Here is a 26991-nt window from a genome sequence, read left to right as displayed (position 1 = left end):
CTCAAACCCCTTCCAGGTCGCCACTCTGCCCCTCGGCTGCCTGGAGCCGGAGGGAGTTGAAATCCGAAGTCGGGCGCCAGCCGAGCAGGCGGCGCGCCTTGGCATTGCTGAAGACAGAGGCCCGGGGATTTGCCACGAACCAGGCGGGATCCTGATCTGCCGGCAGGTCTTCCAGGATGCGTGACGCCCATTCCAGCGTCGCCTCGCGATGCGAGCTGTCATCGGCGCCGATGTAAAAGCTCTCGCCGCTGATACCGGGTGTTTCCGCAGCGGCCCGGAAGGCGCGGGCCAGGTCCGCAGCAGTGACATAGTAGAACAGCCAGTGAAGATCCGGTTTGTCGACAAAGGCTATATACTGCGAAAGCGTTTCAGGCAGCACGACGGCGAGCGGGCGCAGGCTGACAACTTCCATCCTGCCGCGGCGCTCAAAGCTCTGCCCCATAATCTCGGCAATCTGTTTGCTGACGCCATAGGCATAGATCGGACGATTTTCGTGCTCTTCGGTAATCGGCAGGCTCTGGGGCTTCCAGTCCGCGCGCATCTCCTGGAGGCCACAGATCGAAATGGATGAGCAAAGCACGACCCGCTTTACACCCACAGCTTCGGCGGCCTGCAGCACATGCCAGCTGCCCCTGGTGTTCACGTTGATATAGGCCTCGTCCGGGCAACCCCAGTCGTAGTCGAGACCGGCAAGATGAATGACCACCTCTGCGCCGGCAAACGCCTGTTGCAACTCGTCAATCTGCATCACATCGGCGCGCATGTACTGCGCCGCGCAGGGGCCGGTGGGCGGCGTCAGATCGGCATTGACCACCTCGTGACGCTCAGCAAGGCAGGCTACAACCTGTCGTCCAACCCTGCCCGAGCCACCGGTGACCACAATTTTCAGCCGCTCCATAAGCAGACCTTCCTAGATATCGAGTTCAAGAAAATCCCCCGCAGCGCGGGAGACGCAGACCATCATAAATGTGCCTTCTTCCCGCTCTTCGGCGGTCAGGACGCTGTCGCGGTGGCTGGGAACGCCCGCCAGAACACGCGTTTCACAAGTGCCGCAGACGCCATCCCTGCACGAACTCTCGACCCTGATCCCCGCCTCACGCAGGACCTGGAGAACACTCTTGTCTGCCGGAACCCAGAGGGTCTTGCCGCTCTTGCGGCAATTGAGGTCAAAGCCGTGATCGGCCGCGCTGTCGACCACCGGAGCCGCCGCAAAACGCTCGATCCGCAGCTGCCAGGGCGCATCGGTATTCAGGGCCTGCAAAGCGTCCAGCATTGGGCCGGGGCCGCAGGAATAGACGGTGGTGCCCTCGCCCTCAGCGCTGAGAAGCCCGGCCAGATCGAGAAGGCCCGCCTCTTCGTCGCAATGCAGGCTGACGCGTTCCGGTGGAAGGGATGTAAGATCGGACAGGAACGGAAGCCGCGCCCGGTTCCGTGCTGCGACAACCAGATGCCAGTCCTGCCCGGCGGCCATCGCCTCGTGGACCATTGGCAGGATCGGCGTGATGCCGATACCACCGGCAATGAACAAAAGCCGCCCCGTGCAGGCAAAGGGAAAATGATTACGCGGGGCGCTGATCATGACCTCATCGCCGGGCTTCAGCTTGTCATGGATCCGTACAGAGCCGCCCCGTCCGCCAGCGTCTCGCAGGATGCCGAGCCGGTATTGGCCCAGATCTGCCGGATCGCTGCAGATTGAGTACTGGCGGATCAGCGGTTCGGCCTCGCCCACTGTCGTGGGCAGGATCAGATCCACATGCGCCCCCGGTTGCCATGCCGGAAAACACTGCGCGTCAACAGGCTTCAGGATAAGCCGGAGAATGGCTTCCCCGGCTGGCTCCATCGCCTCGATCCTTGCATGAATGCTCCGGCGGCCCTGCATCATTCAGCCGCTTGCCGGGCAGCCTGTGCCCGACCTTCCTCAGCGGCATATTTCCGCACAAGCCAGGTCTGAAGCCGCTTGATCACCTCTTCTTCGGGAGCCAGGGGCCCGCGGGCAGAGAAGCCCGAATTATAGCCTTTCTGGCAGCTGCTCCAGGCATAGAGGTCTTCCTCCATAACCGGGCCCAGGTCTTTGATCTCACGATCATAATTCTCACGGAACCCCTCACGGGCAAGGGTCTCCTCGGGATACATCCAGCTGACGCCGTAAAGCGATTTCTGCGCCTCGAGCGGCAGCCAGAGGAAATATTTCACCTTATCCGGCATTGCGACGATCAGCAGGTTCGGCGCCACCGTCACATAGCTCAGCTGGCTGCGTTGCTGGTCATCCAGCCCGCTGATCGGCGGTTGCAGAATATCGCCGGTATGCGTGGGGGCCGCGTCGCGATGCGTACTGCAAAGATTGTAAGAGATCACACCCTTATCGAGATCATTGAACTCGACCGCTTCATCAAGGGTTTCCCCGCGATTGAGCGCGTACATATCCCCCCAGGAACTGGAGTGGAGATACATGCAGTGATAGCACTCATCGTTAAAGATCTTCCAGTTCCAGGCCATCTCTTCGAGGTGGAGAGGATAGGCCCCCCGCAGCGCGCTCATATTATAGGCCTTGAGCTGCTCCCCCAGCTTGGCAAGGCGCTCGCCCACCGGACTGAGGCTTTCATCGAAGGTGATGAAGATGAAGCCTTCCCAGATCTCTGTGCGCATCCGGGGAATGCAGATCCCGGCAATCGCCTCATTTTCTTCGGAACCGCCATCCGTCAGTCCCGGAGCCGCAATCAGCTTGCCGCCCAGATCATAGGTCCAGGCATGAAGCGGGCACCGCAGACGGCGCAGGTTGCCGCGACCCTCCACAAGGATCATCCCCCGGTGCTGGCACACATTGGCAAGAACCGAGACCTCATTGCTACGGTCGCGCAGAACCACCAGCGGGTCTTTACCCACCTGTATCGTATAGTAATCCCCGACATTCGGGATCTCGCTGGAATGACCGACGCAGAACCATTCATGCCGCCATACCGCATTCATCTCGAACTTAAAAAATTCATCGCTGGTGAAGACATCTGAAGGCAAAGCAATGACATTCTTCGCATCCAGCGTGCTGGCATGCAGGTCTTCGAGAGGAATCGGGGACGGAAATAGGGGCTTGTTCATGGGAAAACCCTGATGGCTGTGCCGCATTGCGACGTTTCGCTTAACCAAGGACTAGGCGTGGAAGTCGAATCTGAAAAACATCGATTTCTCAGCAACAGATGAGAAAATCTCACCCATATTCCACATATCTGCCCTTGTCTGGGTCAGCGGTCAGCATCAGGATTTCCGCTTCCCACCGGCAAGTAAGGAACTGCGGCCATGGCTTCCGGAACCGATATCCATCTCAATGCGCTGCGGGTATTCTCCGTCGCAGCCAGCCATCTGAGCTTTGCTCTGGCTGCGAAAGAGCTGAACGTGTCGCCCTCGGCCATCAGCCATCAGGTGCGGATCCTTGAGGATTATCTGGGCACCAGGCTCTTTCTGCGAGAGCCTAGACAGCTTGTGCTCACCCATGAAGGAAACCATCTCTGGCAAAAGCTCTCAGGCCCCTTCCGCGCTATTGAGTCCACAGTCGACCAGATGCGGCAAAAGAGCAGCTCCCAGCAGGTCAACCTGATCTGCCGCCCGTTTTTCTCAAGTTTCTGGATGGCATCGCGCCTGCATTCCTTCTGGGCGGCCTATCCACGCGTGTCGCTCAATCTGATCCATCAGAACACTCTCGCCGCCTCCGATTTCGACCGGGCGGACCTGGCGGTGACCTGGGGCAAGGCGCCGCCGGCAAATATGATCGCCGTTCCACTGGTCTCTGCCGGGCTTTCACCTATCATGCATATCTCGCTTGCAGGGCGGCTCGGGGTGCCGCAATGCCCCGCCGATCTGAAGAACTTCACCCTGCTGCATGAGGAAACCCGGCTCGGCTGGACTGAATGGTTCGATCATGCCGGCGCACCGGCGACTGAAGGGCGGCAATCTTATCTCATCGATGATACGAATGTGCGCTATCAAAGCATGCTCAGCGGTCAGGGGATCATGCTGGGGGCAGCTGCACTTCTGAAGTCACAAATCGAATCCGGTGAACTGATCCAGCCCTTTGACATTGTTCTGAATGAATATCGTTACTGGCTCGTCCATCCGCGGGGACGCAGCCTGCCCGCGCGGTGCCAGACGCTCATCGACTGGCTGCAGAAAGAAGTGGCCCAATCTAGCCGAGAGAATGCAGCCGGAGAGGCAAGGTGAGCAGTCGATCTCCACCAGACACGCGCAAAAGATATCAACAGATCCGTATTGAACGCCAGCGTTACGGAACGATGATCTGCGACCTGGATAGGCGACAGGTGATTGACCCGCTGCCCAATAACGAGCTTATCACTGTGGAAGCCTGCTCAGCGCGCACTCTGGCATTCAGTTCATCGCCCGCGACCGAAACGGTGGCCGGCCCGTCCACTCCCCACGGCAGGCGAGCGCGGCCCATTGCGGCCATTCAACCATTTTTCTCGCGAAGTCCGCTTGGCATTTCATTGTGTCCGTTCAGATAGCCTACCGGTCGCCCAAGAGTCATCGTTCATCGAGTGGAAAGCTGATACTGCAATCCAGCGCGGTTACCCTGATCAACCGAAAAAGAGCGAAACAGCGATTCACGCGCGATCCGTGCGTCAGCTTTGCGCAATCAGTAGTTGACTTCGACCTAGTCGGCGCATGAAATCCAGATATGGCTATCGTATCGAACATCAAATCGCTGCAAGGAATGGGAATATACGCCGATCGCGGCGCGCGCTCGCCTTCCCTCAAATTCCGCCGTTACAACCTCGTTTATGGCTTCAATGGTTCGGGAAAGAGCACCCTGTCGCGCCTATTCGCAAGTCTAGAGGCCGGCAGACCACATCCCAAGCTACCCGTAGGCGGGACATTCGAGGTGGCGCTGGAAGATGGCTCGGCGTTCGGATGCCCAACCAATCCAGTCGGTCTCGAGCAGAGAATACTTGTCTTTAACTCAGATTATATAGAGCAGAACCTGCAATGGGCCGTAGGGCGCGCCAACCCCGTGTTCTACATAGGTGCTGATCAGGCTGAAGCCGCGAACGAACTGACAAAGGTCGAGCGCGACATCATTAAGGCGGACGCTAAAAAGGAATCGGCATCCATCACCGAAAAAGCTGCCGAAAAAACGCTCGTCAGCTTCAAGAGGGAGCGTGCGAAGTCGGTTGCATCCCGCCTACACCTTGCCAACCGCAAGTACGAGGCACCAGCGCTTGCCAAGGATTACGATACCTGGAAAGATGATTATGGGCCCGCACTCACGGACGACGAACTGAAGGTGGCTGAGGACACATGCCGGCTTGCTGAGCCGATGCCGCGCCTCGAAATGATATCATTCGACAAAGCGACCATCGTGGCAGCCTATCGCTTTATCGTCGACGTCTGCGGCCAGTCGTTGGCGACCGTGGCGCTCGACGAGGTTCAGAAATATCCCGACATATTACTTTGGCTGAAGCAGGGGCACGAGTACCACGAATCTCACGGGATCGCCGACTGCCTCCTCTGCGGTAACGCAATCTCGCCCGAGCGACGCGCGGTACTAGCCGCCGCCCTCGACGACAGGGTAGATCAGTTCGTCGCACGTCTCAACAAGACCGTCGAGCGGCTGGGGGTTCTTATCGATTCGTCGACCAAAATGGGCACTCAATTGCCCACACTAGATGATCTGGCAACCGAGTTTCGAATAGGTTTTAGGGAGGTCAGGGAAACTCTATTGAAGGACGTGCGGCTACTCGTGAACCAGCTTAGTACGTTGCAGAGTGTCCTGTTCGCCAAGCTCGAGCGTCCAGCGACACCCGCCGATATGCAAGAGATCGCCGCAGAGGCGGACTTCCTCTCCACCGCAGAGCGGCTTGATGCGGGCTTCGCAACCGCAAACAAGACGATTTCGGCCCACAACCAAGCTGTCACCAATTTCGCGAAGCACAAGGCGGCCGCGGAGGCCTCGATACGGCGGCACTTCATTATCGACTGCCGCGACGACTATGCAAAGACGGCAAAGGAGCTTAACGACGCGACGGTCCAGCATGAGGCCGAGGTGAAGAACGTTGCTGCACTGCGGGCTCAAGCGAACGAGCTGCGCCAGAAAATAAGGACACACGGACCCGCCGCCGGTGTAATTAATAGGCTGATTGCGGCCTATCTTGGACACGGCGAGCTCACGATAAATCCCATCGACGACGGCTATGAACTCCAGCGGCACGGAACGCCGATCACCGGCGTGCCGAGCGAAGGCGAGAAGACGGCGATCGCGATCTCCTACTTTCTGTCGTCCATCGAGGCGGACAACAGGAAGCTTAGTAACCTCATCGTGGTTGTTGACGACCCAGTGTCGAGCCTAGACACTAAGGCGCTAAATTTTGCGTGCTCCTTGGTGAGATCCCGCCTCGAAAAGGCGGCGCAAGTGTTTATCCTCACTCACAATTTGCAATGCATGAACGAGTTCAGGAAGGCGTGGAAAGGCAAGGTTCGTCCTCCGGCAGGAAAGGAGCCCACAGCCACATTTCTCTTCATAGATGTAACGATCCCTGAGGGGCAGCCCCGTAGGACCTCGACGATCATCGAGATGTCGAAGCTGCTCCGAGAATACGATTCCGAATACCATTTTCTATTCAGCCACGTGCTCAGATTCGTGGAGCAGCCCGACGTCTATGATGACCATGGCTACATGATGCCTAATGTCATCCGAAGAGTTCTTGACGTTTTCTTGGCCTTCAAGTGCCCAGGCGGCGGCGGGCTGCCCGGACAGCTCGACAAGCTATGTGTCGACTACCCCGAGCTAGACCGGGAACAGCTGGCTGCGTTGGAGCGGCTCGCCCAAGTCGAATCCCATTCTGATAACATTGACGATTTGCTATCCTTCTCAACCATGACGCTGGAGGAAACGAAAGGAGCGGCGGCAGCGCTCTTCCAAACAATCAGTAGAGTCGATGCTAAGCACTTTGAGCGGCTAAAGAGCCTCTGCCGCTAGGCGCCGCGGCCGGCCATTTCATCTGCCCACAATCTCCCAAATCCGCTTCCCGTGCCAAGAGAGAATTTCACGGTGGTTTCTCACACCGAGCGGCTCCGAACCGGACGTTCATCCCAGCCGCAGCCAACGACCGCTTCCCGCCCTTAATGACTTTTCTTCTTTGCCAGATGGGTAGTCCCCGTCATCTCTGGCGGGACAAAATGCCGGTCAACGCGATTCAAAAGCTCCCCAAGCGGCAAGGCAGACACCAGCCCGACCGGCATGTACCTAAAACCACGCGCTTGCGCGAGTTGCTTAGCGGCCTCGAAGAATTGCTCGGCGTCAGCATCTTTACCGACCAGCCTGGCTTCCCACGCCTCTACGAGCTCCGACCAAGCTGCCGGCGCTTTCGCTTTGGCCATTTTCTCGGAATCGGTATGTAGGCTGATCCAGACCGTGTTTCGGGGTTCGACCAACGCATACCGCTGCGGGACACGTTTGCGGAGGTGATAGGTGGTGCCGCGCAGGATCGGTTTCATGGGGTGTTGAACGGCTTGCAATAAGGACCCCGCTTCTGGGGTGATCGGCGTCCAAAAGGGACCCCACCGACCGGGGGTTGGGTCCATTGTGCCTTCGATGATTATCGGAGGCCGAGCACGGGATGCTGATCGTGGAGACAATAGCAAAAATCAGGCGGCTACATTTCACCGAGGGCAAGGGGATCAAGACGATCTGCCGTGACCTGAAGCTGTCGAAGAAGGTGGTGCGGAAGGTGGTCCGCACCGGGATTACCGAGTTCACCTATACCCGGACGGTGCAGCCGCGCCCGAAGCTGGGTGCCTGGCTGGGTGAACTCAACCGGCTGCTTGAGGTCAACGCCGCGCGGGCCAGCCGGGAAGCCGCACGGGCCGCACGTGAAGAGCAGAAGCTGATCCGCGAAATGGAGGAGGCCGAGCGGGAAGAGGCGAAATACCAGAAGCTGCTTGAGAAGGCCAAGAACGAAGCCATCGGTGCCCATGGTGCGAAGCTGGAAGCCTACTCGCAGCAAATCGAAATTCTGGAACGTGACCTTGCTGAGGCTCATGCGAAGGTCGAACGGGCGCAGGCGATGGCCGAAATGACGCGCTCTGGCTATGTCTACATCATCTCGAACATGGGGGCCTTCGGACCTGACATGGTGAAGATCGGCCTGACACGGCGGCTGGACCCCACCGACCGGGTGCGCGAGCTGGGCGATGCCAGCGTTCCATTCTTTTTCGACACCCATGCCATCATCTACAGCGACGAGGCACCGGCCCTCGAACGTGCGCTCCATACCGAGTTCGCCAAAGCGAGGGTGAACGCCACCAATATGCGGAAGGAGTTCTTCCGCGTCTCGCTGGACCAAGTCGAGGAGGCTGTGACGCGCCTTGCCCCGGGCGCATCGTTCTTCCGGGACATCGAGGCGCAGGAATACCGGGAGACGATGGCCCTGCGGAACGCCCAGCTCGAGGCACAGATCCAGCAGAAGCAGGCGGTGTTCCCGGATGCGATATGATAGTTGGGCAATTCTAGCGCGTCCCTTCTAGGTGAAAGTGCCGATTGAGCCTCGAGGAAAAACCTGCGTGGCCATTCTTGGGTTGCCCTATCAATGAACAGCTAAAAAGCGCCGGTTGCCTGAGCAGCTATGGCAGGCTCGCAACTGCTCAGTGCAGACGTTCTTCGATCTTTGCCACCAGATCGCCTGATTGCCCCTCGTCCATTACGACCGGATCTAGAGGGCTGGCCTTAAGCAGTGCGACCATCCGGTCATACTGCCCCATAAGGGCACGATCAGAGGGCCGCCCTGTCACGAAATAGGGACGCACCTGACCTTCCAGCTCCGCAATGCTTTGCAAGCGTCCGGCCCACTTGGCTGCCTTGTCGAGCATGTTGTCTGCATCGGCAGAGTCGAATGAGACTGGCTGAATGACGTGCAGGACACCGTTCTCGATGGTGTGTTTAAACTGGATGGACCCAAATTTTGATTTCACCAGCTTGGGCTGGACCCGCTGATATAGCTCTGCCAACTCCAGCTTGCGCCGCACAGTCTCGAAGACCATCTCATCGGTGCGCGGCTCACGGCCCGCAGCCTTATCGTATCGACCGACGAACCGGCCATATAGTTTTTCAAGAGCCTCTTCAGGATCGACAGCCACACCGGAGCCAGTCATGCCCCAAGAGAGGCTGCTGTCATCGGGGCGCAGAACCGTCTTTCCTACTTCCAAAGCACCGCCGGAGGGCATGAATAGTCCCGAGGTCGAGGCGATCCTATCGAACCGGCGACCCATGGCCTTCACGGCATCCCGGAACGCGCCATGGTCAAGATCAGGATAGGCCTGAGCCAGCCTGCCCTGGCCTGTCCGAGTCTTGAGCTTGAGAAAGCGTGCGCTCTCGCTGAACAACAGCACGCCAGCGTTCAGCGCCTCGCCGACCCAAACGTCGTGACGATACTGAAGAACCGCATATGAGTAGGCGTGCTTTGTCATCGGTGGAAATTATGCTCTATGTTGGCGACTATCTCGTTCACGTTTTCCATAGCTTCGGTCATGTAGGCTGCAATCCGCGAAGCCGTCACCTTGTTCCAGCAGTCTGGCACATCGGCGGCGATAAGCGCGAAAGTGTCATCAGGCAAGGCCTTCCAGCGATCTGCCGCCGCCGTGAAGTCTACAAGGCTTTTGGGGCGCAATTTTGGCCAGAGTGGATGCGTTTCCCACTCGCCTTGGTGGTGGTTCACTACCCCGCCGATAGCCCAGGGCTTAGGCGTCAGGTCTTGTTCGCTCCCCTCAGTGGTAGCATACGCGAATGCTTCACCATGGTCGATCATCAGGAACCGATGCCCCTTCACGAGAAGATTGGGGTTTTCTGCGCTGCGGTCCCAGTTCTGGATGATGGTATCGAACAAGTAGATTTCCGCGGCGAGCTGCGCCTGGTCGCGCGAAACAGGCATCGCATCAGTCCATATGTTCCAACCTGGCCCCCCATCAAGTGATCCGAACAAGATATCCGGCCCTGCTTGCAAGCCGGCCCGTAGCAAGGGTTCCTGTGTTGTTGCTACAACGTCCGGGTCTAGGCTAATTTGAAGGGGCAGTGCGCAGGGCAATCCGAGCTGCTTTGCCAGCCGTCCACCGAACCACTCACGCTCCAACAGGCAGGGAAAGCGCTTCTCGCCCAGCTGCGGTCCCTTGAGATAGGCCTCAAATTCGGTCCCGTCAGGAGCTTCACAGAAAACCCTTACCGGCCGTGTGCGGCCATTGGTGGGTTGTGTCGCAATGCCAGTAAGGGTGCAGATCAAAAGTCGGTCCGGTCATGGAAATGTCGCCCGACCAAACTCGACGATGCATCACCCTGATTCTGCAAGCTGGAATTGATTTTACTGCTGGGAGGGCCGCTAGGCGCCCTGCATCGAATGCGTCGCGGCACAGGTTCATTGCGCACCTTGTGACGCTTTCCTCGCTCAAGGAGCATTCTCAGGTCACGCAACGCTTTCGCGGGGAAGGTGGAAGCATGGGCAAGGGGCGGCGGCAAGATAGCATCAGCCTCGCAGCTCCTTGGCGCGCCCTTGCCCGATGGACATCGCAGTGTTTAGCAGGCGAAAATGCTTGATCTGGTCCATCCTCGGAGGCACCGGCTTATCGGATGGGGTGATGGCATATCGCCAGTCAACGCTTTTCGAGCCCTCTACGAGCAACGCTTCGACTTCAACATTGGCAAGTCCAGATGCCGTAAGAATTTCTTGCCGATCTTCATTGGAAACGAGAGGCCAAAGCTTCTCGCAATCGTGACCTTCCCACCCCTTCGGCGGTTCCTGCGTGAATGATATCAGAGCCTTCAGGGCAAACTCGAGGCAGCTGCACTGCAGAATGCCAATGTTGAGTCCTAACCCCGTAAGAGTGAATGCGAGTTCCGCGCTCGGGGAGGCCCTCAGCTCTTCCTCACGCCTGCGAAGAAGCTGCAGGTTCTCAGATAGGGCTATTCTAAGATAGTGAGCTTGTGACCACCACATCAGGGCCGCATCAGGCCCCACCTTGCTGATATTCTTCATTCCATTATCCCGATAGTAATGTCCGGACCGGTCGCCGCCTGACCGCCCTCGGGGGATTGGATACGTTGAGCACCCTGAGGGGTGACGATGCCTCGCAACCTTGCCAGGCTGATGGGTCTCTGACCGTTCTTTTGCATGGCCCCCGCCGCATCCCATGCCGGGGCCCCCGGCCCGTCATAAACGACCTCAGCCTCCTCCGGGGATATCACCTTCAGGACCACCAGCCGGTCGCAGGTCGCATAAAGCGATACAGACTTACCGCCGGTCATCTTGATCTGCACATCCCGACCATCTGCGTCGACGGCATCATGCCCAGGATGCGAACCCGGATATAGCGTCAGGCCAAGGGGCTCAGCCGCGACAACTTCGCCAATTGATCCGACCAGATGACCGTCTGGCGTGAACTTCCGGCCAGGGCAGGCGGCGGAGAGTGCTTCGGCCGCGCGGTAGATGTCAGCGACTGGGGGAGGGAGGCGTATCTTCATGGCTCTTCAGCGACACTTGGCGTGATGGCGCTGGCCTCAGTTCCGGCATCTCGACCAGCTTCGACCGGAGCTGACACAGGCTGCTCTGCATTCTCGGCCAAAGCGTCGCTGGTGTCCTCGATCTGGGCGGCATCATGTGCGGCCGCCAGAGCGTCTTTCACCCCCATGAAACCGCAGACGAACAAGACGAGGGAGCCAAAGGCCAGCGCCACCGTGGCGACATGGAGGGCAACGCCGATGCCCTCCCAAACCTTCGACGCGCGGCCCTTTTCCAGATAGGGGTGACTCCAAACCAGTGTTTGGTTGTGCGCTCCGGCCAAGTAGCAATAGTTTGTCAGGTATGTTCCGGCCGAGGCGGCCGCAGCCAACGCGAGCCCGAACGCGAAACGCATCATCGGATCAACCAGGCCATCCGCCCGCACTGTGGAGGCGTTGTTCGTCAGGATGCCGGATGTGAACGCCATCATAGCGACAAGGGCACCGCCATGCATAAGGAAGAGGTTTTTGACCGCTGCCTGTCCGCTGGAAATCGCGGCTTCATTCCCCTTTTCGAGATAAGAGTAATGAACCTGATGCGCTCGCAGTGCGTGCTGCCGGTTCAGCTCGTCCAGATCAGTGTCTCGTTCTGCCAATCTCGACGCCCCTCGTCTCGCTAACCCTTCCGAGAAGTATCGGGGCCACCCAAGGTTTGCGCAAGATGGCGTGCCGCATCATTTCGCTTGCCGATCTATCGGCCTGCAGGGCAAGGGTCAACCGGTGGCCGAGGGACAGGCCCGCATCGCTGGATATCAGGCATCCGCAGGACTGGAGGGCCGGGGATGAGCAGCGTTCGCCTTACCGATGGCCGGGTGCTGCATATCCCCGCCGCCCCGTTCGTCCTCGATAGTCACAGCGTCATCATGGCCCCGGCAGATGCCGCCCTAGCTGAACTGGTGCCCCTCATCCCCGCAGATGATCTGTTGCTGTTCACGGGCAGGCTTGTGACTGGGGCAAGGAAGCGCCGCCGCCAGTCCCGCTATGCCGAGGTGAACGTCGCCCGTCTCAGGCTGGCCCGGCTTTGCATCGACCGCGCCCTGACCGATTGGCCGGAGGTGCAGGCATGAGCTGCCATCCCGCCGATGTGGCCGTGTGCGCCATCACCGCCCGGCATATCGCTGAGGGCGCGACTGACCCGCGCAAGCTGGCTGTGGATCTGCACCGCTGCCTCAAGACCGCCGAGGCATTGGCCGACCAGACCCACCAGGCGATGGGAGCAGGCGCATGAACAAGAACCGCCACCAGCGCCGCGCCATGAAGCGCAATGCCGCCGCCAATGCCGCCCTGCTGGCCCGCTGCTGCTTCGACTATGACGGGAACGCCATGCTGCCCGTGGCTGATCCCCTCGCCATCACGGTGCTGGAAAGGGCCTTCACCCGCATGATGCAGGCCGGGGGCGAACCCATGGCCGTGCCGCTGTCCGAGGCTGAGGCCTGCGCCTTTCCGCTTCATGAGGGAGAGAAGAGACTGCTACCCGGTGGCGTGACTTGGCTGGCCGTTGGTGTCGATGTGTCTGGCCGTGGCACGTATGCGATGCAGTGCGCCAAGGATGGGAGCCGGGCGCTTGCCCATGAGGCGGCCCGGGCAATGGCTCTGTCGCGGCTCAGGGCCTCGCTGGACATGCCGGGCTTTCCCGCGTGGCAGAAGGTGCAGGCCGATGCGTGAGGCGGGTTTGCGCATCCATGCCCGAGAGGATGGCAGGCACGAGGTGCGGACGCTGGGCGGTGATGTTCTGGCGGTCTGCGCCACCGATGCCGAGGCATGGCGCTGGATCGACCGGCATTCCACCGAGGGGCAGGAGGCTGAGGAGAGACGGCTTCGCATCCGGCAATCGGGGCCGTTCCGGTGACCCGTGCCAGGGTGGCACCCCTGACCGGCGGCCGGATCGAGGGTTGCACCGGGGGGATGGTCTCGGACTTTCGCCCCTCAGCGGGGACCAGCGTGTGGGCCTTTGCGCAAGATATGAGCTAATTGGAGATTTTCGGAAAGGTGCCGGGGCGGCTGGTGAATGGCCTGCCCAGTGTTGCAACGGATAGCACCCAATCGCAAATAGGATGGCGGGATTATAGGCGGGTATGTCGCCTAACCTCTGAAATTATCCAATGATTTCAAGGGTTAATGGCGGACAGTGAGGGATTCGAACCCTCGAGACGGTTCCCCGCCTACACACTTTCCAGGCGTGCGCCTTCGACCACTCGGCCAACTGTCCATCACGGGGTGTCTATACGCAGGTGCTCACCGGCTTCAAGCCCTGTTTACATTCCGGCAGTCATCGCCATGCAGAAAGTTCAACACGGGTGAGTAGTCTTTCCAGGTCCGGGTATAGGCAGGACTGCTCCGGCGCCCTGATAAACTATATCGCATTCAGCACTTGGTCTGAAACTGCCGGGCGGAAACGCCGGCTGGCCTCTTCGCCCCGCGGAGCGATTCTGCAGGGGTCAAAGCCCTGCGGCCTGGGTCAGATTGACTCTGAACCTGTCGCGCCGGCGCTGGTAGCGGCGGGTCATTTCGGCGCTGGCATGGCCGAGCTGCTTTTGCACATGGCGCTCATCGACTTCGGCAGAAGAGGCGAGGCCGGCGCGCAGGCTATGGCCGGAAAAGAGGGCGGGTCGCTCGGCCTCGGGCCGGTCGCCGCGCAATCCTGCGGCCTGGGCCGCGCGTTTTACAAGGCGGGCGATCTCGCGGTCATTCAGCCGCAGCGGCCCCGGTTCCTTGCCCTGGCCCGTAATACGGCGGAAAAGCGGTCCCCGCGAAATCCGCGCAAGGCGCAGCCACAGTTCCAGCGCCTCGACCGGGCAGGTGAGGGGCGAAGAGCCGCGCCCGATCTCGACCTCGCGCCATCCGGTCTTGCCGCGCAGCCTGAGGAGGAGACCACCTGGCAGAACCTCGACCCAGCCACGCCCGTCGCTGGTCTGGTCACGGCCCATATCGAGCCCGGTGATTTCAGACCGCCTGAGGCCACCGGCAAAACCGATCAGCAGCATGGCGCGGTCGCGCAGCCCGCGAAGCGTGGCCCGATTGCAGGTTTCCAGCATGGCGAGCAGATCCTCGGGCAGGATCGCTTCTTTCTGGCGCGGTGGTTCGGCATGGCTGTTGCGGATGCCGGCGAGAACGGTGGCGATATGGCGGTCGCGCCGGTCAAGCATCAGCCCGCGCTGCGTATAGGCCCAGACCAGCGCCGACAGCCGCCGCTCGATGGTCGAAACCGCGTTTTTCCGGCCGCCGACAGATTTCGTCCCGCTGGCGCAAGCGGTAATGTAAAGACCAACCATCTGCGGATCGGGTGCAATGGGATCCAGGCCCTCGCGCCGGCACCAATCGGCAAAATGCTTCCAGTCCGCGGCATAGGCCTTGCGGGTATTGGCAGAGCTTGCGGCCTCGGCATAGCCGCGCGCGCGCTCTGCCAGATCGCGGAGAGCGAGCGGCTGGTGGTCGCGCAAGGCGGGGGAGGGGGCCTCGTCCGTCACGTGGGGTCCTCAGGGCGCTGGTGCTGTCCGTCTCGCCTGACAGCGGACGGATTTCGGGCTGTTTGCAGGGTTCAGAACGGCTTTACCCTATCTGGGGGCATTCGGGCCGGGAGTTCAAGGCCATTGGCCGGTCGCGCAGGTTGTCAGGGATGCCCCTCGCTGCTTTTGACGCGACGATTGTGACACGATGCGCCTCCTCCGGCGTCAATTGCAGATATACCGGTTATCACCGGGGGCCGACAGGCATTTGCTTTCGGGGAGGGCATATTGTCACCCTTGCGCGAAGGAACGGCTCCGGCACAGGCGGTATTGTCGGCAACTCGCAGAAACGGGCCAGATATGGGGTTATGATGCGCTATGCCATTGTTAGAAACAGGTAATCAGATATCGTGGGGACCGATGGCCAGAGGCAGTCTGGTGGTCTGAACCCTGGGATCAGCGCGGTTTTTCAGTGCTGAGGTGCAGGCACCTGCAGAGGCATCGCCGGGCCAGGCTGCGGGGAGGTTCCAAAATAAGCCTGTCCGGGGCAAAACGCACTCCATTTCCATCCGGTGCTGCCACGCGACAGGTGCGGCGGTTAGTTTTCAGGGAACTGGCGTAAACCGCCGATATATGCGAGGCTGTGGCATGTCGCGTGCTCCGAAACCCTCCTTTATCCCCGTGCCAGGCCCGCCTGCGCTGCCGCGCTGGATCCGGCAGGCTGTGAGTCGCGATGATATTGAAGCGGCGATGTTTTCTGCCGGCGCGGCGCTTGCTGCCCTGGATGTGGCAGCGCGCTCGGACGACCCGGTCGGAGGGCTGTGGCGCAAGCGGCTGGCCCTTGAGGCTGCGACGGCGGTTTCGGGGTTTGAGGGACGGCGTGAAGGCGAGGCCCAGTTGCGCGATGCTTTCGCCCTTCGGCGTGCGGGGGATGATCCAGGCCCGGCGGGACGGATGCTGCTGGGCTGGCGCGCTCTTGGCGAGGCGCGGGCGCTGCGGTCGGCGGAATGGCCGGTGCGGCTGCTGGGGTTTTTCGATCTGTCGCCTGTTCTGGTCGCGGGGGGCCTGCAAGATGCTGGCGCCAGGTTTATCGGCCGCACACCGCCCTTGCGCTTTGCCGCGGCTGCCGCGGGGGAGGTTCTGACGCTTGGGCCGGCCTGTCGCGGCCTCGCGCTCTGGCTGGCAGATGCGCTGCTGGCGCGGGCGCTTGGCTGGGAGCGTCCGGTGCCGCTGCTGGCGACACAGCTGCCGCGTGCGGCGTTTCGGCTTGAGGGGGAGGCCTGGCTTGCCGCCTGTGCCGGGGCCTGGGCGAAGGCAGCGATTGCCGCCTGTGATCTCTGGGCCGAGCTTTTGCGGCGCGGAAATGCACTGCGCTCGGTGACGCTGCGGCGTCCGGGAAAGGATACTGGCCAGATCATCGCTGCGCTTTTGAGCGAGGATGCGCTGATTGCCAGGGCGGGGGCCGAGGCCAGCGACCGCGCGGCGCGGCGGCTGTTTGACCGGCTCATTTCGCTGGGCCTGGTGCGCGAGCTGACCGGGCGGTCAAGCTTCCGGCTGTATGGGCTCTGAGATGGCGGACCCGCAGGAGACGCTGGATACCGAACTGGCGGCTTTGCCCCAGGCGCTGCGCTGGCGGGAATGGATGGCGCGGGTCGAGGCGGTGCTTTTTGCCGCATCCGGGCCGGTGACACGCGAGATGCTTTCGCGGGTGGTCGGGCGGGACTGCTCGCTCGATCTTCTGATCGGGGATCTTGCGACCGAGCTGAGCGATCGCCCCTATGAGATCGCCCGCATTGCCGGTGGCTGGCAGTTCCGGACGCGGTCGCAATACGCGGCGGCGATCCGGGTGGCGCGTGGTGGCGAAGAGACCAGTCGCGACATGACCCGCAATGAGGCGCTTGTCCTGACCATCATCGCCTATATGCAGCCGGTGACGCGCGGCGGGATTTCGCGCCTGACCGGGCGCGAGGTCAGCCGCGACCTGATCGCCCGGCTGCATCGCCAGGCGCTGATCGCGCGCGGGCCGCGCAGCCCGGAGCCCGGTGCGCCTTATACCTATGTCACGACGCCGGGCTTTCTGGCGCAATTCGGGCTGGAGACGCTGCGCGATCTGCCCGACCTTGAGGCCCTGGAGGATGCGGGGCTGCTGAAACCCCGCAACGATGTGGCGCTGGATCTGCCGGTCGCCGGTGAAGAGACGGACTGAGCCGCCCGCTTCTGTCGCGCTGGACCAGGGCCATGCAGTGCATCGCCGATTGCCCGGGCCGGGCCGTTGCTCGCCCTGAGTAAGAACGGGTTCTGTGATCTGATCTTGTTGAGCGGCATTGTTCCTTTTGGTTGTGTCTGTCCTTTGCACTTCTGTCGACAGCGCAGTCGATTGCGCCCGATATGTTTCTGTCATTCCCGGCAATGATCCGCGGCTTCCAGAAGAGCCTCGGGCTACGGAAACCTCGGGCAGACAGAAGACTTAAGTCGAAACTTCGGACCGGACCGGGATCCGCATGGCGCTGCCCAGGGGGTTCTTTGACGCGCTGAAGGTCTCGGGCAGCGACCCTCGCGACCTCCCGTTTCACAGCCTCGCGACGCTGAACGCATCGCTGCAACAATCGCGGTGGGAAGAGGCGGTTTCAGCGCCGGCTTCTGCCGTCTCCCTCATCGGAAGCTTCAGAGGAAACGACAGCGAAGTAAAAAACCTCAGCCGCGATGTGGTTGGGAACATGGGCGATTTGATGCCCAGGATGTGAACAATGGCATTGCCTCAAGCCTGTCGTGGACAAAGGGGAATTTCCTGCAGATGCAGCTTGCCGCTCCGCTGCGGGGCGGGATTTCGGGGTCCCTTGCCGGATGGCTTCGGCCGCAAGGTCGCGCTGGTGGTCGCGCGGCACCGGGGTCAGGCACTCCGGATCGCATTTCATTGAGAGGGCCTGGAGCCGGTTTCTTCCCCGGCTGATGCGGCCCCTCAGGATCTGGATCACAGTTTCTTAAATCGGGGCGCGTGGCCTCTTGTATTTTCGCACCGACTGGCGCACTCATTATACCAGTTGAGTGTGAGGAGAGAGAAGATGACCAGATTGGCCCTGTTCGGTGCCGGTGGAAAAATGGGGATGCGCCTGACGCGCAACCTGCTGTCCGGCGATTTCGATGTGACCTATGTCGAGGTCTCGGAAGCCGGTCGCCAGCGCGCGAAAGACGCGCATGGTGTTGAGTGCGTCGGCCCGGACGAGGCAGTCAAAAACGCCGAAATCGTGGTGCTCGCGGTGCCCGATACCGCCATTGGCGCGGTCGCCCGCGATATCGTGCCGAAGCTGAACCCCGGCACGATGGTGGTTTGCCTTGATGCCGCGGCACCCTTTGCCGATCATCTGCCCGAGCGCGCCGATATCACCTATTTCGTGACCCATCCCTGCCACCCTCCGATCTTCAATGACGAATCCACTCCGGAAGGCCGTAAGGACCATTTCGGCGGCATCGCAGCCCAACAAGGCGTGGTGAATGCGCTGATGCAAGGGCCGGAAGAGCATTATGCGCTTGGCGAGAAAGTCGCGAAAACCATCTACGCGCCGGTTGCCCGCAGCCACCGCGTCACGGTTGAACAGATGGCCTATCTGGAGCCGGGCCTGTCGGAAACCGTCTGCGCCTCGCTGCTCGTTGTGATGCGCGAAGCGATGGATGAGGTCATCAAGACCGGCGTCACCTATGACTGCGCCCGCGACTTCCTGCTCGGCCATATGAACATTCTCGGCGCGGTGATCTTTGACGAGGTTCCGGGACAGTTCTCGGATGCCTGCAACAAGGCAATCGAATTCGGCAAGCCGGTGCTGATGCGCGACGACTGGAAGCGTGTTTTTGATTTCAAGGAGATCAAGGCCTCGATCATCCGCATCACCTGAAAAGGTGAAAGACCACCTGTCGCGCCCCGCCTCCTCCCCCGGCGCGGCGGGTGCACCTCGTGACCGGGGAGGGGCGAGTAAGACGATGGCCCAGGACCAGATCCGCTTTCACTACCTGATCGAGACGCCGGATGACCCCGAGCGGATGGCGGTGAAAATCGCGACCGATCAGTCGACTGGAACGTTTACCGATCTGCCGGGAGAGACGGCGGGTGTGAAGGCGCGCTGCGCCGCAAGGGTGGTTTCGGTGACGGAACTGGAACCGGCAACAGTGCCGGCCTGGCCGGCAGATGCGCCCGGACCGTTCCGCCGCGCCAATGTGGTGATTGACTTTCCGCTGGAAAGCATCGGCACGGATTTCGCCTCGCTGCAAACCATTGGCATCAATGCGCTTTATGCGACGCGTGGCCTGACAGGCGCGCGGCTTCTGGATATCGAATTGCCGCAAGCCTATGCGTTGCATCCCGGCCCGCAATTCGGGGTCGAAGGGTCTTACCGGCTCTGTGGTCTCGATTTTCCGGCCAGGGCGCCGATCATTGCCTCAATCATCAAGCCGTCGCTGGGCCTTCTGCCCGAAGAGGTTGCCGGCATGGTGCGCGAGCTCTGCGAGGCGGGGGTCGATTTCATCAAGGATGATGAAAAGCTGACCTCGCCCGCTTATTCGCCCTTTGACGACCGCGTGGCCGCGATCATGCGGGTGATTGATAATCATGCGCAGAAGACCGGGAAAAAGGTGGTCTATGCCTTTGGTCTGTCTTCGGCTGACCCGGAAGAAATGCTGCGCCGCCATGATGTGGTGGTGAAGCATGGCGGTCAGGCGGCGGTCGTCAATATCAACTCCATCGGCTATGGCGGCATGACGTTTTTGCGTAAGCGCGCGCAGCTGGCGCTGCATGCGCATCGGAATGGCTGGGATCTCATGACCCGGCATCCGGGTATTGGCATGGCCTTTCGCCCCTATCAGAAGATCTGGCGGCTGCTGGGTGTTGACCAGTTTCAGATCAACGGCATAGCCGCGAAATACTGGGAACCGGATGAGAGCTTCCTGCGGTCCTTCGCTGACATGGCGGCGCCGATTTTCTCGCCTTCGGACCGCGCATTGCCGGTTTGCGGGTCGGGGCAATGGGGCGGTCAGGCGACCGCGACATATCAGGGCACCGGCGGCGCGCTGGATCTGATGTATCTGGGCGGTGGCGGTATCCACGGTCATCCGATGGGGACTGCGGGCGGTGTGCGCGCCATCCGACAGGCCTGGGACGCGGCGGCGTCAGACATCGCGCTTGAGGCCCATGCGCTGACCCATCCGGAACTGGCGGCCTCGCTCGCGAAGTTCGGGAAGAAATGATGCCGCAGGAATACGCGCTCGATTTCGCCTGGTATGGTGATGACTTCACCGGCGCCGCCGCCACGATGGAGGCGCTGGCCTTTGGCGGCCTGCCGGCGGTGCTGTTTCTGGAACCACCGACCGCAGAACAGCTCGCCCGCTTTCCCGGGCTGCGGGGGGTGGGTGTTGCCTCGACCTCGCGCACGGAAAGCCCTGACTGGATGCGGGAGAACCTGCCCGGGGCCTTCCGGGCGCTGGCGGATCTGGGCGCGCGGGTGATCCATTACAAGGTCTGCTCGACCCTCGATTCCGCACCGCATATCGGCAATATCGGATGCGCGCTTGAGATCGGGCTGGAGCTTTTTGACAATGCTTTCGTGCCGGTGGTGATCGCTGCGCCGCAGATGCGGCGGTATCAGGCCTTCGGGCATTTGTTTGCCGGGGTCGGCGCCGGGGTGCATCGGCTCGACCGGCATCCGGTGATGGCACATCACCCGGTGACGCCGATGGATGAGGCCGACGTGGCGCTGCATCTGTCGCGCCAGACCAATGTGGCGATCGGCTGCCTGACGCTGGAAGATTACGCAAGCGGCGCGGATGCAGCGCTGGCCGCCCTGCTCGCCCGCGGTGTGCGGGCGGTGACTTTGGACGAGATGGATGCGGGGTCTGAGGCCGAGGCCGGTCGCCTGATCTGGCAGGCATCAGAACATGAACCTTTGTTCGCAATCGGCTCGCAAGGCGTGGAATATGCGGTGATCCGGCATCTGGTGGCCTCGGGCCAGCATGTATTGCCGCCGCCGCTGGCCAGTCGCGGGCGGGCTGAGGGGCCGGTCATGGTGGTCTCGGGATCGGTGTCACCGACCACGGCGGCACAGATCGGCTGGGCGCGCGCGAACGGTTTCACCACTTTCGCGCTGGATGCGGCGGCGATGTGCCGGGGTGAGGATGTGGTGGCACCGTTGCGCGCAGCCGCCCTGGCCGCGCTAACGGCGGGCGAGGATGTGCTGGTCCATACCGCCGAGGGGCCGCAGGATCCGGGCGTGGCCGCTCTGGCGCAGGCGCTGGCGGAAACCGGCACTGATCCGGCGGTGTTCAACCAGCAGATTGGCGAGACGCTGGGCGCCTTGCTCGCGTGTCTCACGCGGGAGGCCAGGCTGAAACGGGTGGTGATCTCGGGCGGCGATACATCGGGTCATGCCATGCGGCAGATGGGGATCTTCGCGCTTGAGGCGCTGGCGCCGACCATTCCGGGCGCCTCGCTGTCGCGCGCCCATGCGGCGGGCGATTTCGACGGGCTGGAGATTGCGCTGAAAGGTGGCCAGATGGGCAGCGAGGATTACTTCGGCTGGATCCGCGAGGGGGCGGCGCGCGCAGCTGACGCGCGCCGGCAAAGGTCAGGCCGGGATGCTCAGCCATGCGCGCGCGGCAGAGGAGCGCTGGATCGTCTCGACCAGGGTCTGGATCCTGAGGCCCGCCCGGAAATTGAAGGGCTCGGGCGCCTCGCCTGCGATGGCGCGGATGTAACCCTCGACTTCGATGGCTTTCAGATCGTTGAAGCCGAGCTGATGACCCGGCGCCACGCAGAACCGCCCGTAAGGCTCATGATCCGGCGCAGCCTCGATCCGGCGGAAACCCCGGCGGCCCGGGCCGTCACCGGTCGCGTAGAAATGCAGCTCGCTGAAGCGTTCCTGGCTGAAGGACAGCGCGCCTTTGGTGCCATAGACCTCGAAGTCATGCTGCATCTTGCGGCCTGTCGCGATCCAGTTGCCCTCGACCGAACCCTGCGCACCGCTGGCGAAACGAATGAAGGCGCGGCCCACATCATCCACCTCGACGCGGCGGGTGCCACCTTTGCCATCGGGGCGGGATGGGATCAGCGTCAGGCAATCGCCCATCACCTCGGTGATCGGGCCGAGCAGGAACTCGGCTGTCGCCAGGGCATGGCTGCCGATATCGGCAAGCGCGCCGCCCCCGCCGGGTCATGGCGGAAGGTCCAGGGGCCGTTCGGGTCGGCCATGTAATCCTCGGCATGAAGACCGCGATAGCCCCGGATCTCGCCCAGCTCGCCACCCGCGATCATGTCGCGCGCCAGCCGCAGCATCGGGTTGCACAGATAGTTGAAGCCGACCTGGGTTTTCACCCCGGCCTTTTCGGCGGCCAGCGTCATCTCCAGCGCGTCTGTGGCCAGCGGCGCCAGCGGCTTCTCGCAATAGACATGTTTTCCGGCCGCAATCGCCGCCAGCGACATTTCCTTATGCAAAGCGTTCGGCGCGGTGATCGAGATCAGGTCGATTTCCGGATTGCTGATCAGGTCGCGCCAGTCGGTTGTCCAATGCGCGAAGCCGAGTTCGCGCGCGGCGCGGGTGGCTGTTTCAACCGTCACATCGGCCACGGTGTGCAGCTCGAGGTCATAGGGCAGTTCGAACACCTTGGGCGCCGAGGTGAAGCCGAAGACATGGGCCTTGCCCATGAAGCCGGTGCCGATCAGGCCGATCCGGAGTTTTGGTTTATCCGTGATTTGATTAACTGGCATTGGCGACATCCCGGTTGACGATGAGCTGCGGGTCGATGCTGCCCGCAAGGAAATTGACCGCGTTCTCGATGGAGGCAACCGCCATTCGCGCCGCGCATTCGGCGGTGAGGCCGGCAATATGCGGCGACAGAACCGCATTGGGCAGGTCAAAGAGCGGAATATGCCGGCCGGGTGGTTCTTCTGCAAAGACATCCAGACCGGCGGCACCAACCTGGCCCGAAACCAGCGCCGCCGTCAGCGCGTCTTCATCGACCACGCCGCCGCGCGCGGTATTGGCAAGAACGACGCCTGGTTTCATCAGGGCGATCTCTTCGGCGCCAATGGTCGGGCGGTCGGCTTTCGGCACATGGACCGAGATGCAATCGGCCCAGGCCAGTGCTTCTGCGAGGTCGGTGACCTCGCCCACCGGGCCCTTCGGCCAGCCATTGCGCGAGAGCCAGGGGTCATAGGCGCGGATCTTCATATCGAAGCCCGCCGCCATTTTCGCCAGCCGCTGTCCGGTGCGGCCATAGCCGATGATCAGGAGGTTCTTATCGGAAATCTCATGCGCTTCCAGCCGGTTGCGCCAGTTCCATTCGGACGGCTCGCGTACAGCGCGGTCCGCGAGCAGCACACGCTTCGCGCCCGCGAGCAGCTGCATCATCGCATGTTCTGCGACCGAGACCGAATTGACATCGCCGACAATGGTCAGCGCGATCCCGCGCGCATTCAGCGCCGCAAGATCCACGGAATCGTAGCCGACCCCATGGCGCGAGACCACTTTCAGCCGCTCTGCTTTGGCGATGGTTGCCGCGGAGAGCGGCTGGGTACGGATCACCAGCGCATCCGCCTTATGGATCAGCGCGGCGCAGGAGGGCTCGGAGACCTCTTCGACATAGTCGATGGTGAAGCCCTTCGTCTTCAGAACCTCCAGCAGCGCGGTGCCCGAAGGATGCAGCTTTCCGGCGATCAGGAGATGCGGCATCAATAGCCCCCTTTCGCGGCAATGGGGCGGGGGCGGCACCCGTCAGATCACGCCATTTCGCGACCGAAGCCGAGGCCGCTGCTGCCAGCAGCCGCGAGTCGCCGCCAACTGTGGTGAGATCAAAACCCCAGCCGATCGCACGGGCGGCGTAATCGGCGCTTCCGCAATGCAGGCAGGCCCGGATATTGTTCGCCTTGCAGACCGCGAGGATGTGCCGGATCAGCGCGATCAGCTCCGGCTCTTCGCGATCAAAGCCGATGGGGTGCTTTGTGCCGGTGGTGCCAAGCGTCAGATCGGCGGGGCCGATATAGATGCCGTCAAGGCCGGGTGTGGCGGCGATGGATTCAATATTGTCGACGCCGCCTTGCGTCTCGATCATCGCGAGCGCGAGGACCTGGTCATTCGCGGCCGAACCATAGCCCCCATAGGCCACAGCCGCGCGGGTCGGGCCATAGCTGCGCTGCCCCTGCGGGGGATAGCGGGTGTAGCTGACGAATTCGGCGGCCTCGGCGGCGGAATTCACCATCGGGCAGATGATGCCCTGGGCACCGGCATCCAGCGCTTTCATGATCGCCCCCGGCTCGCGCCAGGGCACACGCACCATCGGCGTCACCCCCGAGGCGCGCATCGCCTGGAGCATTGGCAGCACGGCCGTGTAATCCAGCGCGCCATGCTGGGCGTCGATGGTGATACTGTCATAGCCCTGCGCCGCCATGATCTCGGCGGTGAAGGGGTTTCCGATGGAAAGCCAGCCATTGATGGCGGCGCGCCCCTCGGACCACTGTTGTTTCAGCCGGTTGGTGAACATGCCGGTTCCTTTATGAGCGCGATCTGGTCAGAACAGGATTTGGGCGAGTTTGGTGTCGAGATAGTCCCGGATCCCTTCGGACCCGCCTTCGCGGCCCATGCCGGAATGGTTGGTACCGCCGAAAGGCGCCTCGGAGGCTGCAAGGGCAAAGCTGTTGATCCCGACCATGCCGGATTTCAGTGCTGCCGTGACGCGCCGCGCGCGCTCGGGCGAGCGGGTGAAGGCATAGGCCGAAAGCCCCATGTCGGAGGCATTGGCACGGGCGATGACCTCGTCTTCACCCGAGAACCGGGTGATCGCGGCGATGGGGCCGAAGTTTTCCTCGGCGAAGACGCGCATGTCATCGCGCACATCGGTAAGCACGGTTGGCTCGTAGAAATGGCCTTTGTTCAGATGGGCGGGGCGGCGACCGCCAAGTTTCAGGCTTGCACCTGCGGTGAGCGCGTCGGCGACGATCGTTTCGATTTCTGAAAGGCGCCCGGCATTGATCAGGGGGCCCATGCCGGTTTCCGGGTCCATACCATCGCCCACTTTGATCTTTGCGGCGCGTGCGACAAAGCCCTCGACAAAAGCGTCATGCAGGCTTTCATGCACGAAGAAACGGTCGGCGGTGACGCAGACCTGGCCCGCATTGGCGTATTTGGTCGCCACTGACAGATCCAGCGCGGCGTCGAGATCGGCATCATCGAAGATGATCAGCGGCGCATTGCCGCCAAGTTCCATCGAGACCTTTTTCACTGTTTCCGCCGCGTCGCGGATCATCTGTTGACCCACCCGGGTCGAGCCAGTGAGCGATACCTTGCGCACCCGTTTATCTGCCATGATCGGCGCATAGGTGTCGGCGGTTGACCCGACCACCAGGGAGACCGCGCCATCCGGCAGGCCGGCTGCACGCAGGCAATCGACGATCACCATGGCCACACCCGGGGTCTGCGAAGACGGGCGCAGCACCACCGGGCAGCCGGCGGCCAGAGCAGGGGCCAGCTTGCGTGCGGGCAGCGCGGCGGGAAAATTCCAGGCAGTGAAGGCCCCCACGATGCCGACCGGCTCGTGGCTGATCTCGAACCGTCCGCCGGGCACCCGGCTGTCCACGATGCGGCCATAAATCCGCCGTGCCTCTTCGGCATACCAGCGGAACTGATCACAGGCGAGCACCCATTCCCGGCCTGCCTGGGCGATGGGCTTCCCGGTCTCGAGCGAGATCATCCGCGCGCCTTCATCCGTGCGGCGGATCATCTCATCGGCAGCCCGGTGCAGCGCGTCGGCACGACCAAAACCGCCCATGGCGCGCAAGGGGTCTTGCGCGGCGGCTGCGCTATCCAGCGCCGCGCAAGTCTGCGCAGCCGAGGCGAAGGCAACCGTGCCGAGGGATGCGCCGGTGACCGGAGAGTACACCTCTCCCGTTGTGGCGCCGGAGATCCAGGCGCCACCTGTGAACAGGCCGAAATTGTCGTACATGGGGTTACCCGATGTCTTTCGTGAGGATGGTGCGGCCCTCGGCCACCGATCTGATCGCGGCCTCGGCGAGGATCAGCGCCTGGCGACCGTCTTCAAAGGTTATCGGCGGCGTGGTGCCGTTCTCGACCGCATCGACAAAAGCGCCGATCTCGGCGGCGAAAGCGTCGTCATAGCGCTCGATGAAGAAGTTCAGGAGCGGCGGCGCGGCCTCGGTCTGTTCGGCATTGAACAGGCGCACTTTGGTCATGGCGTGGTTTTCCGAAATTGCCATGCCTTTCGACCCGAAGGCCTCGACGCGCTGGTCATAGCCATAGACCGCGCGGCGCGAATTGTTGATGATCGCCTGCTTGCCGGAGGCGGTTTTCAGCACCACGGTGACGGTGTCGTAATCGCCAAGCTTTTCCATCAGTCCTGGCTTCACGAGGCGCGAGCCGGTCGCGGAAACCTCGGTCACATCCTCGCCCAGCATGAAACGCGCCATGTCGAAATCATGGATCGTCATATCGCGGAAGATGCCGCCCGACACTTCCATGTAAGCGTCGGGTGCCATGTCGGGGTCGCGTGACGTGATGATGACCTGGTGCAGATCACCGATCTGGCCCGAGGCAATCGCCGCCTGCACGCCCGCATGGCCCTTGTCCATCCGGCGCACGAAGCCGAGCATGATCGGAACGCTTGTACCTTTGATCTTTGCAGCGCAGGCATTGACGCGGGCGAGCGACAGATCAATCGGCTTTTCGCACAAAGCGGGCTTGCCGGCAGCGACCGCGGCTTCGATCAGATCGGCATGGGTGGCGGTCGAGGAGGCGATAAGAATTGCATCGACATCTTTCGAGGCGATCAGCGCTTCGGCGCTGTCGAACCGGGTCACACCCAGTTTTTCGGCCGTTTCGGCGGCAGATGGGGTATGAATATCATAGACACCGGCGAGGGCCGCACGCGGGTGTGCTGCGATATTTTCGGCATGCATACGGCCAATGCGGCCCGTGCCGATTACTGCAATCCTGAGCATTGAGTCTCCTCCTC

General features: G+C 61.9%; 28 protein-coding genes, 1 tRNA gene and 1 pseudogene. 13 read left to right on the top strand and 17 right to left on the bottom strand.

The genetic code is table 11. The features are described 5' to 3' along the window. Position 1: 1 nt before the first annotated feature. From QNO18_RS18620 to QNO18_RS18610, 3 genes are read right to left on the bottom strand one after another with little or no spacing between them, the layout of a single operon-like run. Positions 2-898 (bottom strand): NAD(P)-dependent oxidoreductase, encoded by an 897-nt coding sequence (locus tag QNO18_RS18620; protein WP_198839355.1) that lies wholly within the window; start codon positions 896-898, stop codon positions 2-4. 12 nt (positions 899-910) lie between these two features. Then, entirely contained in the window at positions 911-1840 is a 930-nt protein-coding gene (locus tag QNO18_RS18615; RefSeq protein WP_283179043.1) for a PDR/VanB family oxidoreductase, read from the bottom strand. Positions 1841-1878: 38 nt separating this feature from the next. Continuing rightward, positions 1879-3093, bottom strand: coding sequence for an aromatic ring-hydroxylating dioxygenase subunit alpha (locus QNO18_RS18610; RefSeq protein WP_283179042.1), 1215 nt, complete (start codon positions 3091-3093; stop codon positions 1879-1881). 198 nt (positions 3094-3291) lie between these two features. On the opposite strand from QNO18_RS18610, the gene QNO18_RS18605 reads away from it, so the two are divergent. After that, entirely contained in the window at positions 3292-4209 is a 918-nt protein-coding gene (locus QNO18_RS18605; protein WP_198839358.1) for a LysR substrate-binding domain-containing protein, read from the top strand. 472 nt (positions 4210-4681) lie between these two features. Next, positions 4682-6979, top strand: a complete 2298-nt coding sequence (locus QNO18_RS18600) for an AAA family ATPase (RefSeq protein ID WP_283179041.1) — start codon at positions 4682-4684, stop codon at positions 6977-6979. Between the two features lie 143 nt (positions 6980-7122). On the opposite strand, the gene QNO18_RS18595 is transcribed toward QNO18_RS18600, so the two are convergent. Beyond that, positions 7123-7497, bottom strand: a complete 375-nt coding sequence (locus tag QNO18_RS18595) for a DUF6538 domain-containing protein (protein ID WP_283179040.1) — start codon at positions 7495-7497, stop codon at positions 7123-7125. A gap of 122 nt (positions 7498-7619) precedes the next feature. Here QNO18_RS18595 and QNO18_RS18590 point away from each other — a divergent pair, with 122 nt between their 5' ends. After that, positions 7620-8495 carry a GIY-YIG nuclease family protein gene (locus QNO18_RS18590; protein WP_283179039.1) on the top strand — a complete coding sequence of 292 codons (876 nt, stop codon included), beginning with the start codon at positions 7620-7622 and terminating at the stop codon, positions 8493-8495. 148 nt (positions 8496-8643) lie between these two features. Here the strand turns inward: QNO18_RS18590 and QNO18_RS18585 are convergent, their stop codons facing one another. The 5 genes from QNO18_RS18585 to QNO18_RS18565 all read right to left on the bottom strand — a co-directional run bounded on the left by QNO18_RS18585 (position 8644) and on the right by QNO18_RS18565 (position 12138). Next, a complete protein-coding gene (locus tag QNO18_RS18585; RefSeq protein ID WP_283179038.1) occupies positions 8644-9465 on the bottom strand; it encodes a DUF3037 domain-containing protein in 822 nt (273 codons plus the stop codon). After that, the gene (locus QNO18_RS18580; protein WP_283179037.1) at positions 9462-10271 is read right to left on the bottom strand and encodes a HipA family kinase; all 810 of its coding nucleotides are present in this window, start codon (positions 10269-10271) and stop codon (positions 9462-9464) included. Before QNO18_RS18580 ends, QNO18_RS18585 begins: the two co-directional genes overlap by 4 nt. A gap of 240 nt (positions 10272-10511) precedes the next feature. Next, positions 10512-11021, bottom strand: a complete 510-nt coding sequence (locus QNO18_RS18575) for a hypothetical protein (RefSeq protein WP_283179036.1) — start codon at positions 11019-11021, stop codon at positions 10512-10514. Continuing rightward, positions 11018-11506, bottom strand: a complete 489-nt coding sequence (locus tag QNO18_RS18570) for a hypothetical protein (protein ID WP_283179035.1) — start codon at positions 11504-11506, stop codon at positions 11018-11020. Before QNO18_RS18570 ends, QNO18_RS18575 begins: the two co-directional genes overlap by 4 nt. Continuing rightward, positions 11503-12138, bottom strand: a complete 636-nt coding sequence (locus tag QNO18_RS18565) for a hypothetical protein (RefSeq protein WP_283179034.1) — start codon at positions 12136-12138, stop codon at positions 11503-11505. Before QNO18_RS18565 ends, QNO18_RS18570 begins: the two co-directional genes overlap by 4 nt. Before the next feature lie 186 nt (positions 12139-12324). Between QNO18_RS18565 and QNO18_RS18560 the strand changes: the two genes are divergently transcribed. The 4 genes from QNO18_RS18560 to QNO18_RS18545 are packed head-to-tail and all read left to right on the top strand — an operon-like array spanning position 12325 to position 13391. Beyond that, positions 12325-12609, top strand: coding sequence for a hypothetical protein (locus QNO18_RS18560; protein WP_283179033.1), 285 nt, complete (start codon positions 12325-12327; stop codon positions 12607-12609). Beyond that, a complete protein-coding gene (locus QNO18_RS18555) occupies positions 12606-12770 on the top strand; it encodes a hypothetical protein (RefSeq protein ID WP_283179032.1) in 165 nt (54 codons plus the stop codon). The genes QNO18_RS18560 and QNO18_RS18555 overlap by 4 nt, the downstream gene beginning before the upstream one ends. After that, complete coding sequence (locus QNO18_RS18550) at positions 12767-13207, top strand: hypothetical protein (protein WP_283179031.1); 441 nt, start codon at positions 12767-12769, stop codon at positions 13205-13207. Before QNO18_RS18555 ends, QNO18_RS18550 begins: the two co-directional genes overlap by 4 nt. Next, entirely contained in the window at positions 13200-13391 is a 192-nt protein-coding gene (locus tag QNO18_RS18545; RefSeq protein ID WP_283179030.1) for a hypothetical protein, read from the top strand. Before QNO18_RS18550 ends, QNO18_RS18545 begins: the two co-directional genes overlap by 8 nt. 270 nt (positions 13392-13661) lie before the next feature. Here QNO18_RS18545 and QNO18_RS18540 read toward each other — a convergent pair. Both QNO18_RS18540 and QNO18_RS18535 read right to left on the bottom strand, forming a co-directional pair. Beyond that, a tRNA-Ser gene (locus QNO18_RS18540) sits at positions 13662-13751 on the bottom strand. 229 nt (positions 13752-13980) lie between these two features. Further along, entirely contained in the window at positions 13981-15009 is a 1029-nt protein-coding gene (locus tag QNO18_RS18535; RefSeq protein ID WP_283179029.1) for a tyrosine-type recombinase/integrase, read from the bottom strand. A gap of 702 nt (positions 15010-15711) precedes the next feature. Here QNO18_RS18535 and QNO18_RS18530 point away from each other — a divergent pair. The 6 genes and pseudogenes from QNO18_RS18530 to QNO18_RS18505 form a co-directional block, all read left to right on the top strand. Beyond that, the gene (locus QNO18_RS18530) at positions 15712-16557 is read left to right on the top strand and encodes a DUF1403 family protein (RefSeq protein WP_283179028.1); all 846 of its coding nucleotides are present in this window, start codon (positions 15712-15714) and stop codon (positions 16555-16557) included. A 1-nt stretch (position 16558) separates the two neighbouring features. Further along, positions 16559-17194 (top strand): SMC-Scp complex subunit ScpB, encoded by a 636-nt coding sequence (locus QNO18_RS18525; protein WP_283179027.1) that lies wholly within the window; start codon positions 16559-16561, stop codon positions 17192-17194. Between the two features lie 295 nt (positions 17195-17489). After that, on the top strand, positions 17490-17732 hold the full coding sequence (locus QNO18_RS18520; protein ID WP_283179026.1) for a hypothetical protein: 243 nt from the start codon (positions 17490-17492) through the stop codon (positions 17730-17732). Positions 17733-18050: 318 nt separating this feature from the next. Further along, complete coding sequence (locus QNO18_RS18515) at positions 18051-18878, top strand: phosphogluconate dehydrogenase C-terminal domain-containing protein (RefSeq protein WP_283179025.1); 828 nt, start codon at positions 18051-18053, stop codon at positions 18876-18878. 85 nt (positions 18879-18963) lie between these two features. Further along, positions 18964-20223, top strand: coding sequence for a RuBisCO large subunit C-terminal-like domain-containing protein (locus tag QNO18_RS18510; RefSeq protein WP_283179024.1), 1260 nt, complete (start codon positions 18964-18966; stop codon positions 20221-20223). Further along, a pseudogene (locus QNO18_RS18505) lies at positions 20220-21533 on the top strand (four-carbon acid sugar kinase family protein); the annotation flags it as partial. The gene QNO18_RS18510 and the pseudogene QNO18_RS18505, both read left to right, overlap by 4 nt. 63 nt (positions 21534-21596) lie before the next feature. Here the strand turns inward: QNO18_RS18505 and QNO18_RS18500 are convergent. From QNO18_RS18500 to iolG, 6 genes are read right to left on the bottom strand one after another with little or no spacing between them, the layout of a single operon-like run. Further along, positions 21597-22121, bottom strand: coding sequence for a Gfo/Idh/MocA family oxidoreductase (locus QNO18_RS18500; protein ID WP_283179276.1), 525 nt, complete (start codon positions 22119-22121; stop codon positions 21597-21599). Beyond that, positions 22097-22735 (bottom strand): Gfo/Idh/MocA family oxidoreductase, encoded by a 639-nt coding sequence (locus QNO18_RS18495; protein WP_283179023.1) that lies wholly within the window; start codon positions 22733-22735, stop codon positions 22097-22099. The genes QNO18_RS18500 and QNO18_RS18495 overlap by 25 nt, the downstream gene beginning before the upstream one ends. Beyond that, positions 22725-23639 carry a hydroxyacid dehydrogenase gene (locus QNO18_RS18490; RefSeq protein WP_283179275.1) on the bottom strand — a complete coding sequence of 305 codons (915 nt, stop codon included), beginning with the start codon at positions 23637-23639 and terminating at the stop codon, positions 22725-22727. The genes QNO18_RS18495 and QNO18_RS18490 overlap by 11 nt, the downstream gene beginning before the upstream one ends. After that, on the bottom strand, positions 23566-24507 hold the full coding sequence (locus QNO18_RS18485) for an aldolase/citrate lyase family protein (RefSeq protein ID WP_283179022.1): 942 nt from the start codon (positions 24505-24507) through the stop codon (positions 23566-23568). The genes QNO18_RS18490 and QNO18_RS18485 overlap by 74 nt, the downstream gene beginning before the upstream one ends. A gap of 27 nt (positions 24508-24534) precedes the next feature. Then, the gene (locus tag QNO18_RS18480; RefSeq protein ID WP_283179021.1) at positions 24535-25965 is read right to left on the bottom strand and encodes an NAD-dependent succinate-semialdehyde dehydrogenase; all 1431 of its coding nucleotides are present in this window, start codon (positions 25963-25965) and stop codon (positions 24535-24537) included. A gap of 4 nt (positions 25966-25969) precedes the next feature. Next, positions 25970-26977 (bottom strand): inositol 2-dehydrogenase, encoded by a 1008-nt coding sequence (gene iolG / locus QNO18_RS18475; RefSeq protein WP_283179020.1) that lies wholly within the window; start codon positions 26975-26977, stop codon positions 25970-25972. Positions 26978-26991: the final 14 nt, after the last annotated feature.

The organism is Gemmobacter sp. 24YEA27 (assembly GCF_030052995.1).
Lineage (GTDB): Bacteria > Pseudomonadota > Alphaproteobacteria > Rhodobacterales > Rhodobacteraceae > Pseudogemmobacter.
This window is presented reverse-complemented; position numbering and strand designations above follow the sequence as displayed.